Annotated in this window: 13 protein-coding genes and 1 riboswitch; of the genes, 9 read left to right on the top strand and 4 right to left on the bottom strand. The window is 68.8% G+C overall.

The window, feature by feature from the left end:
- Positions 1 to 141: 141 nt before the first annotated feature.
- The 3 genes from ABDW59_RS24145 to ABDW59_RS24135 all read left to right on the top strand — a co-directional run bounded on the left by ABDW59_RS24145 (position 142) and on the right by ABDW59_RS24135 (position 3,453).
- Positions 142 to 1,176, top strand: a complete 1,035-nt coding sequence (locus tag ABDW59_RS24145; RefSeq protein ID WP_343633962.1) for a diguanylate cyclase — start codon at positions 142 to 144, stop codon at positions 1,174 to 1,176.
- A gap of 86 nt (positions 1,177 to 1,262) precedes the next feature.
- On the top strand, positions 1,263 to 2,270 hold the full coding sequence (locus tag ABDW59_RS24140) for a diguanylate cyclase (protein ID WP_343633960.1): 1,008 nt from the start codon (positions 1,263 to 1,265) through the stop codon (positions 2,268 to 2,270).
- Positions 2,271 to 2,355: 85 nt separating this feature from the next.
- Complete coding sequence (locus ABDW59_RS24135) at positions 2,356 to 3,453, top strand: crosslink repair DNA glycosylase YcaQ family protein (RefSeq protein ID WP_343633958.1); 1,098 nt, start codon at positions 2,356 to 2,358, stop codon at positions 3,451 to 3,453.
- Positions 3,454 to 3,497: 44 nt separating this feature from the next.
- Here the strand turns inward: ABDW59_RS24135 and ABDW59_RS24130 are convergent, their stop codons facing one another.
- Positions 3,498 to 4,526, bottom strand: a complete 1,029-nt coding sequence (locus ABDW59_RS24130) for an aldo/keto reductase (protein ID WP_343633956.1) — start codon at positions 4,524 to 4,526, stop codon at positions 3,498 to 3,500.
- Between the two features lie 195 nt (positions 4,527 to 4,721).
- Here ABDW59_RS24130 and ABDW59_RS24125 point away from each other — a divergent pair, with 195 nt between their 5' ends.
- A complete protein-coding gene (locus tag ABDW59_RS24125; protein ID WP_343633954.1) occupies positions 4,722 to 5,663 on the top strand; it encodes an AraC family transcriptional regulator in 942 nt (313 codons plus the stop codon).
- 39 nt (positions 5,664 to 5,702) lie between these two features.
- Here the strand turns inward: ABDW59_RS24125 and ABDW59_RS24120 are convergent, their stop codons facing one another.
- Positions 5,703 to 6,377: a hypothetical protein gene (locus tag ABDW59_RS24120; protein WP_343633952.1), complete on the bottom strand. Its 675-nt coding sequence runs from the start codon at positions 6,375 to 6,377 to the stop codon at positions 5,703 to 5,705.
- Positions 6,378 to 6,552: 175 nt separating this feature from the next.
- Entirely contained in the window at positions 6,553 to 6,807 is a 255-nt protein-coding gene (locus ABDW59_RS24115; RefSeq protein ID WP_343633950.1) for a hypothetical protein, read from the bottom strand.
- 461 nt (positions 6,808 to 7,268) lie between these two features.
- On the opposite strand from ABDW59_RS24115, the gene ABDW59_RS24110 reads away from it, so the two are divergent.
- From ABDW59_RS24110 to ABDW59_RS24095, 4 genes are all read left to right on the top strand, one after another.
- Complete coding sequence (locus ABDW59_RS24110) at positions 7,269 to 7,493, top strand: hypothetical protein (RefSeq protein ID WP_343633948.1); 225 nt, start codon at positions 7,269 to 7,271, stop codon at positions 7,491 to 7,493.
- A gap of 46 nt (positions 7,494 to 7,539) precedes the next feature.
- Complete coding sequence (gene infA / locus ABDW59_RS24105) at positions 7,540 to 7,806, top strand: translation initiation factor IF-1 (protein ID WP_343633946.1); 267 nt, start codon at positions 7,540 to 7,542, stop codon at positions 7,804 to 7,806.
- 163 nt (positions 7,807 to 7,969) lie between these two features.
- A complete protein-coding gene (locus ABDW59_RS24100; protein WP_343633964.1) occupies positions 7,970 to 8,119 on the top strand; it encodes an oxidoreductase-like domain-containing protein in 150 nt (49 codons plus the stop codon).
- A gap of 216 nt (positions 8,120 to 8,335) precedes the next feature.
- The gene (locus ABDW59_RS24095) at positions 8,336 to 8,878 is read left to right on the top strand and encodes a hypothetical protein (RefSeq protein WP_343633944.1); all 543 of its coding nucleotides are present in this window, start codon (positions 8,336 to 8,338) and stop codon (positions 8,876 to 8,878) included.
- On the opposite strand, the gene ABDW59_RS24090 is transcribed toward ABDW59_RS24095, so the two are convergent.
- Positions 8,791 to 9,597: an HAD-IIB family hydrolase gene (locus tag ABDW59_RS24090; protein WP_343633943.1), complete on the bottom strand. Its 807-nt coding sequence runs from the start codon at positions 9,595 to 9,597 to the stop codon at positions 8,791 to 8,793. The genes ABDW59_RS24095 and ABDW59_RS24090 overlap by 88 nt on opposite strands.
- Positions 9,598 to 9,628: 31 nt before the next feature.
- A riboswitch (S-adenosyl-L-homocysteine riboswitch) is annotated at positions 9,629 to 9,727 on the top strand.
- A 101-nt stretch (positions 9,728 to 9,828) separates the two neighbouring features.
- Here ABDW59_RS24090 and ABDW59_RS24085 point away from each other — a divergent pair.
- On the top strand, positions 9,829 to 10,385 hold a 557-nt coding region (locus ABDW59_RS24085; RefSeq protein WP_343633941.1), incomplete at its 3' end, for an adenosylhomocysteinase.

Genomic DNA, 10,385 nt, shown 5'->3' with positions numbered 1-10,385 from the left:
CGGTGACGCCGGGCTGACGGGGGAAACCCTCTCACGCGCCCGGTCATTTGCCGCACACGCGGAAACTTGATCCCGCAAACCAGGGTCGCCGAGGGCGGCCCTGTTTGCTTTCTGAAGGCTTCGCGCGGGCAGAATGGCCCGATGCAATCCCCGCCGTCCACGCCCACTCCGCTGACCATCCTGATCGTCGACGACCAGAGCGCCACGCGCGTGGCCTTGACCGCGGAACTCGACCGCAGCGGTCACCGCGTCCTGGAAGCCGACAGCGCCGAATGGGCGTTGGAGCTGTTCCGCCGCTACCGGCCGGACCTGGTGCTGCTGGACGTCGAGATGCCCGGCCACGACGGCTACTGGACCGCCCGCGAGATGCGCGCGGCCGAGCCCGGCGGCTGGACGCCGATCATCTTCCTGTCCCAGTTCAAGCAGGACGAGGACGTGTGGAAGGGCATCGAGGCCGGCGGCGACGATTACCTGGTCAAGCCGGTGTCCGCGATGATCCTGCACGCCAAACTGCGCGCGATGCAGCGCCTGGCGCAGATGCGCTCGCGGCTGGTGCAGATGTCCGAGGAGCTGCGCGCCGCCAATGCGCAGTTGGAAGAGCTGTCCAGCGTGGACGCGCTCACCGGCCTGATGAACCGGCGCGCGCTGGATGCGCGGCTGCAGCAGGAGCTGGAGCAGGCGCGCCGCGACGGCAAGCCGCTGACGCTGATGCTGTGCGACGTCGACCACTTCAAGCGCTACAACGACGCGGCTGGCCACGTGGCCGGCGACGCCTGCCTGCGACGCATCGGTCAGCTGCTCAAGGAGACCTGCCGGCGTCCGAGCGACTGCGCGGGCCGCTACGGCGGCGAGGAATTCGCGCTCATCCTGCCCAACACGCCGCGATCGGGCGCCATGACCTATGCGCGGGCGCTGATGCGGACCGTCGAGCTGGCGGCCATCCCGCATCCGGATTCGCCCACGGGCAGCGCGATCACGCTCTCGGGCGGCATCACCACCTGTCTGCCGGACGAGAGCACCAGCGCCGAGGGACTGATCATCCGCGCCGACGACGCGCTCTACAACGCGAAGTCCACCGGCCGCAACCGATTCTTCAGCTACGAGATGCAGATGGACACGGCCGAGCAACGCCGCGCGTCGCCGGCTCCGGGGACGCCGCGCACCTCCCCGACTTGAGGCATACCCCGAGCCCCGCGGGCGGGGGGTGGCTCGCATAATCGGCTCCGGCACGCCTTGCTGTCGCTGTTCGATGAAGCCCTGCCATGGATCTGTCCGCCTCGCTGCCGCCTCTTCGCATCCTGGTCGTCGACGACCAGTCGAGCACGCGCCAGTACCTGTGCAGCCAGCTCGAGGCGATCGGTCATCTGACCCTGGAGGCGGACTGCGGCGACAGCGCGCTGGCGCAGTTCGACGGCCAACACCCGGACCTGGTGCTCCTCGATGTCGAGATGCCCGATCACGACGGCTACTGGGTCGCGAGCCAGATGCGCGCGCACGAGAACGGCGGCTGGACGCCGATCATCTTTCTCTCCAGTCGCGATCAGGATCAGGACCTCTGGCAGGGCATCGAATCCGGCGGCGACGATTACCTGGTCAAGCCCGTCTCCAACACGGTGCTGCAAGCCAAGCTGCGCGCGATGCAGCGGCTGCGCCGCATGCAGTCGCGGCTGCAGGAAGTCTCGGACGAGCTGCGGCACAGCAACGAGCGGCTGGAGAAGCTCTCCGGCGAGGACGCGCTCACGCGCTTGATGAACCGACGCGCCTTCGACGCACGGCTGGCGCAGGAGATCGCCTGCGCGCGCCGTGACCAGCAGCCGCTGACGCTGGTGCTGTGCGACATCGACCACTTCAAGCGCTACAACGACAGCTACGGTCACTTGGCGGGCGACGCCTGCCTGCAGCGTGTCGCGCAGTTGCTCAAGGAGACCTGCCGGCGACCGCGCGACTGTGCCGCGCGTTACGGCGGCGAGGAGTTCGCGCTCATCCTGCCCGGGACGCCGCGCTCCGGCGCGATGACTTTCGCGCGGGCGGTGATGCGCACGCTGCGCAACTGCAACATGCTGCACCCGGACTCGGTCGAGTCCTACGTCACGCTCTCGGGCGGCATCACCACCTGCGTCCCCGGCGAGGACACGACGGTCGAGGGGTTGCTGCGGCGCTCCGACGACGCGCTGTACACGGCCAAGTCGCGCGGCCGCAACCGCTTCTTCAGCTTCGAGATGCAGATGGACACGGTCGAGCAGGCGCCGAGCGGCTTCGCGCCGCTGTGACGTCATGCGCCTGGGCGCGGCGCTGCTGCCAGAACCCGACGCCGGACGCGGTTAGCGTTTCGGCTTTTCATCCGAGCCCTGTCGAATGCCCGTGATCGACCACGACGCGCTGAGGCGTCACGCCATCGCCCGCACCTTCTTCAAGCCGACGACCTTGCTGCGCGCGATCCAGCGACTGGGCTTCGTGCAGGCGGATCCGATCCGCGCGCCGGCCCGGGCACAGGATCTGATCCTGATGCACCGGGTGAAGGATTACCGCGCGGGTCAGCTGGAGGCGCGCTACGCGCGACTGGCGCTCGAGGAGGATTGCCTCGTCAACTACGGTTTCCTTCCGCGCGAGATCCTGGCGCTGCTGCATCCCCGCGTCGCGACCCGCGCCTGGGACGAGGCCATGCACGCGCGCGCCGCCGAGGTGCTGGCCTTCATCCGCTCACGCGGCCGCACGCATCCGCAGGATGTGTTGAAGGCCTTCAGCCATGGCCGCGTCGAGAGCTACTGGGGTGGCGAGCTCAACGCCAGCACGCACTTGCTGGACGGCATGCATTACCGGGGCTTGCTGCGTGTCGCGCGACGCGACTCCGGCACGCGCGTGTACGAAGCCATCGATCACCTGGTCCAGGACGACAGTCCGGAGGCGCGCCACGCACGCGCGGCGGCCTTGCTGGACATGATCGTGTCGCTCTACGCGCCGCTCCCGTCGCCCAGCCTGGGCTATCTGACGAGCTTGCTGGGCTACGGCGCGCCGCATCTGAAGGTGGAGGCGCGGGCGGTGCTGAAGGAGGCGAAGTCGCGCTGGGCGCATGCCAAGGTGGACGGCGAGACCTGGTACTGGCCGGCGGACGAGAACCCGGCCTCTCGCGCGCACAAGGTCGAGCCCGATCGCGTCCGTTTCCTGGCCCCCTTCGACCCGCTGGTCTGGGACCGCCGCCGCTTTGAGCGGCTATGGGGTTGGGCTTATCGCTTCGAGGCCTATACGCCTGCAGCGAAGCGGACCATGGGTCATTACGCGCTGCCGCTGCTCTGGGGCGAGCGGGTGATCGGCTGGGCCAACTTGAAGGTGCAGGAGGGCCGTCTCATCCCCGATCTGGGCTTCATCGAAAAGCGTCCGCGCGACGTCGCATTCCGCAACGCATTGGACGAAGCGTATTTCGACATGACGACCTTCCTCGGTCTCAGCGAGTGATGGGAAGTTTGGCGAAATCCCGGCGGGCTGTAACGACAAGAAGGTCAGGCGTTCACGAGCGCCATGGAGACTTCCGGGTAGCGCTGACCCGCGACGGGGTTGTTGTCGACGACGGCTTGGAGTTCTTCCCGAAGGACGTCGCTGAGCCTCACCCGCGCGGCCATGGCGTTCTCTTCCAACCGAGCGATGGACCGCGTCCCCGGAATCGGCACCACATCCGGCCCCCGATCCAGCAGCCAGGCCAGCGCGAGCTGTGCCGGCGCGAGCCCGTGGTCGCGGGCCAGCTCGACGATGGCGTCGGCCAGCGCGAGGTTCTGCGCCAGATGCCCGTCCTGGAAGCGCGGATTCACGCGTCGCCAGTCGTTGGCGGCGAGCTGATCGGCGCTGCGAATGGCCCCGGTGAGGAATCCGCGTCCCAGCGGGCTGTAGGGCACCAGCGCGATGCCGAGCTCACGGCAAGTGGGCAGGACTTCGGCCTCCACATCACGCGTCCACAGCGAGTACTCCGACTGCACGGCCGCGATTGGATGCACCTTGTGAGCGCGCCGGATCGTCTCGGCCGACGCCTCGGACAGCCCGATGTGCCGGACCTTTCCGGCGCGGACCAGTTCCGCCATGGCGCCGACGGTGTCCTCGATGGGCACGGCCTTGTCGACGCGATGCAGGTAGTAGAGGTCGATGTGATTGACCCCCAATCGCCGCAGGCTGGCGTCGCAGGAGGCATGGACATGGGCGGGCGTCCCGTTCACGCCCGCCGACAGTCCGTCGGCGTTCCTGACGATGCCGAATTTGGTCGCCAGCACGACCTCGCGTCGCCGATTCGCCAGCAGCCCGGACAGCAGGCGCTCGTTCGCTCCGTTCCCGTAGATGTCGGAGGTGTCGAGGAAGTTCATCCCCAAGTCCAACGCGCGGTGCAGCACTGCCATGGACGTGGCCTCATCCGCGGGCCCGTAGAAATCGGACATTCCCATGCACCCGAGCCCGAGCGCCGAGACCTCGGGCCCATGGGCGCCGAGGCGGCGGCGCGGCAGTTGGGGCAGGTTGTTGAGGGGTTCCTTGGACATGATGGTCATGGTGGGCACTCCTTCTGATGTGATGCGGTCGCGGCGCCCGACGACCTGTCGGTGTCGCGATGTCCATCACTGTAGAAATTCCCCCCTGCCGGGACCAGCGCAAACCTCGCCCGTCCTTGCCCAATCGTCCGGAAGCCTGATGCCAAGGCCCTCGCGCGCTGGCGGCGCGCGCGAGGCGCTTGCACAATCGGCCGCATGGTTGCCCCCACCCCCATCCCCTTGGCCGAAGGATTCCCCGACGCGCTGCAGGCCCTGCGCGCGCAGATGGTGGACCTGACCTTGCGCCACATCGACGGCGACGGCTCGCGCCCGACCGAGCTCTCCTGCCTGCAGCTGATCAAGGCCAGTTGCACCGCCCCGCGCACCGCCCCGGCGCTGTACGAGCCCGGCCTGGTGATCGTGCTGCAGGGTCGCAAGAAGGTCGAGCTGGGCAACGAGACGCTGTATTACGACCCGCTGCATTTCTTGCTCGTGTCGATGACGATGCTGCCCAAGGGCCAGGTGATCGACGCCACGCCGGAGAAGCCCTATCTGTGCGTGCGCGTCAGCTGCGACACCCAGACGCTGGCGGAGCTGATGCTGGAGGTCGGTCCCGCGAGCAGCGACGCGCCCGCCCAGGCGCAATCGGGGCTGAACGTGGCACCGGTGTCGGAGTCGCTGCTGAGCGCCGCGCTGCGGCTGATGCAGTTGCTGGACAACCCGCAGGACCAGCGCGTGCTGGGGCCGCTGCTGCAGCGGGAGATCTTCTATCGGGTGCTGACGGGCCCGCTGGGCCCGCGCCTGCGCGCGCTGGCGCAGCAGGACAGCGCGACGCGCCGCCTGTCCCGCGCGATCGACGAGTTGAATCGTCGCTTCCACGAGGCCATCAGCATCGACGAGCTGGCCGAGGTCGCGCACATGAGCGCGTCCACGCTGCATCAGCGCTTCAAGCAGCTGACGAGCATGTCGCCGATGCAGTACCAGAAGCAGCTGCGGCTGCAGCACGCGCGGCGCCTGATGCTGGCGAGCGGGCTGGACGCGGCCGCCGCCGCGCACCAGGTCGGCTACGAAAGCGCATCCCAGTTCAGCCGCGAGTATCGACGACTGTTCGGCACGCCGCCGCGCACGGACATCGAGCAGATCTTGCGGGCGAGCTGAGGCCAGTGCGGCGTGCGGGCGGCGTCAGGCCGCCGTCGCTCACTTGCTGAAGCACTTCCCCGCCATCGACGGCGCGTCCTTGAGGCGGTCGTCGGTCGGATGCAGCGCCGCGACGCGGTTCTCGTAGACGCGTACGCACTTGCTGCCCTGGTGGACGATCTTGGAGCCCGAACCGCTGGTGGACTCGCCCACCTCCACGGGCAGCGTGCCCGCGGCATCCGCGACGGCCCACTCAACCGAGCGGCGCTCGCTGTGGGAGCGCGGATCGTTGCGGATCTGTTCGGCCATGTGCAGCCGGGCGTCCGACGCGGCGCCACCCTTCGGCAGCGCCAGGTTGAGCGTCGTTCGGCCGGATCCCAGCGGAGCCGGCGACGAGGCCGCGGACGCCGACGCGGCCACGGTCTGGAGGGATGTGGTCGGAGGGGCCGCGGTGATGCTGACCTCGGGCGCCGCCACCAGGATTGGCGCCGGCAGCGCGGGACGCTTGCCCACGGGCGGCGGCGGCCGCAGATCGGGCGGCTCGCCCGGCGCGATCCGGGACTTGGCCGTCACCAGCCGCACCGTCATCGTCCGCGCCTCTTCCCGATGCGCGGGCAGCACCTTGCCGAAGCCCGTCCACCACACGCCCAGCGCCACGGCCTGCACCAGCAGCGCCGCGCCCCACCCGATCCGACGCCGGCCCTTGCCGGCCGGCTGCCAATGCCCCGCCGTCATGCCGGCGTGCCAAGACTGTGCATCGTGCCCTCCCCGGCCGACATGTCGGGGGCGATGGTAGTCGCGCCGGATGAGGCCCGGCGAAAGTCGGTCGCGTTAGTTCAGGGCGGGGCCGGCGCCGCGCAGCGTCGCGCCACGGCAACGCGGGGGGCGCAGCACGCCGGGCGCGGTGCGCTCAGCCGCCGTGGCCGAAGGACTGGACGCGCCAGCCCGGCTGTCGGCCGTCCGGATCCAGGTGTCTTCGCACGGCGATTTGCGCCTGCGGGTCCTCCGCGTCGCTGACGTAGACGGTGAGCACGATGTCGGTCAGCGCTTCGCCTCGCTCGAACAGCACGACCGCGGCATTGCGCCGCGGCCCGTCGAGGATCACGCGGTCCACCCGCATGACGCGCAGCTTGGGCAAACGTTCGATGGTCAGTCGTACGTCCATGGGAACTCCCTGTGCTTGTCCCGATCGCCGCGTCCCTGTACTTCGTTCCGGTGGGTATTTCGCGGCAAGGACGGGCAGTATGGACACACTGTGTCGCCAGATGTCACGGATGTCCCTGATCCCGGATTTACACCCTGGTGCGCCGATTGCCAGGCTGTGCTACATTCCGACGCTTGATTCGCGCAAGACCATTCCCTGCGGTCTTCATCTGCAGCCCCGCCGGTCCGACGTTGCAATTCTCCGGACCCATCTCACGCGTGCGGCTCGCTACAGCATCAACCTCCGGTTCGTGCCTTGAGCGTTTCTCGCCGGCTGATATCCATCGGCGACTCGTCGGCGAAGCTGTTTCCAGCTTCGTCCAACTTTCCCAAACCGCGCCAAGACGGTTACGCAATTTGCGACCGTCCACGCGCTGGAGCCCGAAACGGCTCGGCACGTGGACCTGTCAAGGCGCACACCTCATGACAAACATGCCAACAAAAAGCATTGAGGTGGGGCGTTTCCTTGTCTCACCCATGACCAAACCCCATGCCGACGGCGGTTTTACCGCCTCGGTCTCGATCCGTTCGGGCCGCGGCATGTCCAGCATCGATCGCGTCATGCGATTCGTGCCGAGTTTTCCGAATCGCGGCGCCGCGCTGCGTTACGCTGAGAACGAAGGCACCGCCTGGGCGCGCGCGCATTGAGCGGCCGCCCATCCGACCCCTCCATTCAAGAAAGGAACACCCCTCCATGGCCAAGGAAGAACTGATTGAAATGCAGGGCGTGGTCAATGAAATCCTGCCCGACTCGCGCTTCCGCGTGACGCTCGAGAACGGGCATCAGGTCATTGCCTACACCGGCGGCAAGATGCGCAAGCATCACATCCGCATCCTGGCTGGCGACGCGGTGTCGCTGGAGATGTCGCCCTACGACCTGACCAAGGGCCGCATCACCTTCCGTCACCTGAACCGCACAGCGGGCGGCCCTCCGCAAGGCCGTCCCCCGGTCCGCCGCTGAGCCCGCGCGCGGGATACGCTCCTGAGGGACGCCTCCCGCAGGCGCCGGAACTTCCGGCCGCCGAGGCTGCATGACGACCGCCCCGACCGACACGGCCCCGCAGGTCGCCTTGTCCGATTCGCCCAGCGATGCTGGTGCGACGGGCAGCGCCGTGCCCGATCCGATGCCGGTGCCGCCCGAGGCGCCCGACATCAACGCCTGCTGCGGCAACGGCTGCGATCCTTGCATCTTCGACCTGCACGATCTGGCGATGGACCAGTACCGCCAGGATCTGCGGGCCTGGAAGACGCGACATCCGGACGCGGTGTCCTGACGCCCAGTCTGCGCTCACCGATCTCTCGATCCCCCTGAAGGGCCGCCTCGTGCGGCCCTTCGCTTTGGGGGCGCGGGGTTTGCACCGGGCTTGCGTTTGGTGACGTTTTCGGGGACAGCCCCGGGTTCAGATCCCGCGCAGGATGGCCGACATCAGGGACAGGCGCTTCGCTTGCCGATCACGGCGCGACGCGCCGCCCGATGCCCGGAGGTCTCGATGTTCATGACCGGCCAGAACCGCTCGCACGCCCCGCGCTCCGACGCGCAGGCCAATCTGCGCTTCGCGCTTGCCCGGCTGAGCGTCGACTGGCGGCGCCTGCCGCTGGCGTCGCTGGACGTGCTGCTGCGCCATCTGCTGATGGCTGAGCACCGCTGCATGCCCCACCCCAGCGTCTTGCGTGAACGCCCCACCAATCGCTGGCTGCTGCCGCGCATCCGCCGCCGGCGGATCGAAGTCGCGCAGCGGCTGGTCGCCCTGGGCGGCCGCGTCAGCCATGCGACGCTGACGCGCGTGCTGCCCCGCGGTCACGACTGGCCGGGCATCTCGGCCCTGGTCGGCCGCCATGCCTGGGATCCGGTGGAGGGGCGCCAGCCCCGCTCGCACACGCCCGTCGTCGACGAGGCACCCCTGCCATCGGCCTCATCGTCGACCGCCTCCTCCGAACCGGCCGATCAGGCGGCCCTCGCCGCCAGCAGCGCCCGCGCCACCTCGGCGAAGCCGTCGCCCCGCTCCGCCACGGTCACGTATGCCGGAGGGTGATCCAGCATCGGCAGGAAGCGCGCGATGTTGGCGACGCCCACCGACAGCGGCACCCGCTCGAACATCAGCTGATCATTCGTCGAGTCGCCGACGTAGACCCACTCGCCTGGGTCGAATTCCGCGCCGGTCAGTCGCTTCACCGCCCAATGCGCGGCGCTCCACTTGCTGTGGTCGCCGATCCAGCCGTTCACATGGATGGAGCTGACCGTCGCGGTCAACCCATGGGCGCGCATCCGGTCGCAGACGGCGGCGATGGCCTCGTCGTTCAGCGTCGAGAACTCCGAGTGATCGATGGCGATGTCGGTGAGCCGGCCGGCGCTGTCGCGCGCCAGGGTCGCGCCCGGCACTGTGGCCACGATCTCGCTCGCGCAGGCCTGGAGCCTCGCGAAGTTGGCCGCGCGCGTCGCGTCGTCCTGCGCGAACTCGATCCGCAATGCGTCGCCACCCTTGGCCGCCTCGCGATGCAGCAGCACCCCGCCGTTCTCCGCCACGATGCCGCGCACCGGCCAGGCCAGCGCGAAGGGCTCGCTCCAGCCTGAGGGGCGGCCGGTGATCGCGATCACGGGGATGCCGGCGGCGCTCAGACCATGCAGCGCGTCCAGGCCCGCCGAAGTGATGCCGGACTCGCCCGTCAACGTGTCGTCGATGTCGGTCAGCACGCCGCGGATCGGGCGCCAGGCGGCGCGGGGACAAGCGGCCAGCGGGGTCATCGTTCGCATGGGGCGCGATTGTGGCCCTACAATCGCGCCCTGTTCCGAGGAGCGTTGCGACCTCCCACCCCATCGAGGCCAGGCTCGGAACCGCCGCGCGGCGACATGCCCGCGGCCATGGCAACCGCGCTCACCCGTCGACCCTTCGCAGGCCGGGTGAGGACCGAGCGGCATCAACCGCCTCAGTCATTCACTCGCATCCGCTTCAGGCGTCGACGGCCCTTCCTCGCAGGAGTCCGCATGAACGCCCAAACGAAGCCGCTGGCCCAAGACCAGTACCTGATCAAAGACCTGTCGCTGGCCGATTGGGGCCGCAAGGAAATCAAGATCGCCGAGAGCGAGATGCCCGCGCTGATGGCCATCCGTCAGGAGTACGCCGCGGCCCAGCCGCTCAAGGGCGCGCGCATCACCGGCTCGCTGCACATGACGATCCAGACGGCGGTGCTGGTCGAGACGCTGCAAGCGCTGGGCGCCGAGGTGCGCTGGGCCTCTTGCAACATCTTCTCGACGCAGGACCACGCCGCCGCCGCGCTGGTCGCCACCGGCACGCCCGTCTTCGCCTACAAGGGCGAGACGCTGGAAGACTACTGGGACTACACCCACCGCATCTTCGAGTTCGGCCCCAAGGGCACGCCCGGCGAAGGCCCGAACATGATCCTGGACGACGGTGGCGACGCGACGCTGCTGATGCACCTGGGCCAGAAGGCCGAGAAGGACCTGTCGGTGCTGGCCAACCCGGGCAGCGAGGAAGAGCGCATCCTGTTCGCCGCGATCAAGAAGAAGATCGCGGAAGACGC

Source organism: Roseateles sp. (assembly GCF_039595295.1).
Classification (GTDB): Bacteria; Pseudomonadota; Gammaproteobacteria; order Burkholderiales; family Burkholderiaceae_C; genus Roseateles.
This window is presented reverse-complemented; position numbering and strand designations above follow the sequence as displayed.

Excerpts from the sequence above, each read along its gene's own strand:
- ABDW59_RS24145 (WP_343633962.1), top strand. The coding sequence starts at position 142 with ATGCAATCCCCGCCGTCCACGCCCACTCCGCTGACCATCCTGATCGTC.
- ABDW59_RS24140 (WP_343633960.1), top strand. The coding sequence starts at position 1,263 with ATGGATCTGTCCGCCTCGCTGCCGCCTCTTCGCATCCTGGTCGTCGAC.
- ABDW59_RS24135 (WP_343633958.1), top strand. The coding sequence starts at position 2,356 with ATGCCCGTGATCGACCACGACGCGCTGAGGCGTCACGCCATCGCCCGC.
- ABDW59_RS24130 (WP_343633956.1), bottom strand. The coding sequence starts at position 4,526 with ATGACCATCATGTCCAAGGAACCCCTCAACAACCTGCCCCAACTGCCG.
- ABDW59_RS24125 (WP_343633954.1), top strand. The coding sequence starts at position 4,722 with ATGGTTGCCCCCACCCCCATCCCCTTGGCCGAAGGATTCCCCGACGCG.
- ABDW59_RS24120 (WP_343633952.1), bottom strand. The coding sequence starts at position 6,377 with ATGACGGCGGGGCATTGGCAGCCGGCCGGCAAGGGCCGGCGTCGGATC.
- ABDW59_RS24115 (WP_343633950.1), bottom strand. The coding sequence starts at position 6,807 with ATGGACGTACGACTGACCATCGAACGTTTGCCCAAGCTGCGCGTCATG.
- ABDW59_RS24110 (WP_343633948.1), top strand. The coding sequence starts at position 7,269 with ATGACAAACATGCCAACAAAAAGCATTGAGGTGGGGCGTTTCCTTGTC.
- infA (WP_343633946.1), top strand. The coding sequence starts at position 7,540 with ATGGCCAAGGAAGAACTGATTGAAATGCAGGGCGTGGTCAATGAAATC.
- ABDW59_RS24100 (WP_343633964.1), top strand. The coding sequence starts at position 7,970 with ATGCCGGTGCCGCCCGAGGCGCCCGACATCAACGCCTGCTGCGGCAAC.
- ABDW59_RS24095 (WP_343633944.1), top strand. The coding sequence starts at position 8,336 with ATGTTCATGACCGGCCAGAACCGCTCGCACGCCCCGCGCTCCGACGCG.
- ABDW59_RS24090 (WP_343633943.1), bottom strand. The coding sequence starts at position 9,597 with ATGCGAACGATGACCCCGCTGGCCGCTTGTCCCCGCGCCGCCTGGCGC.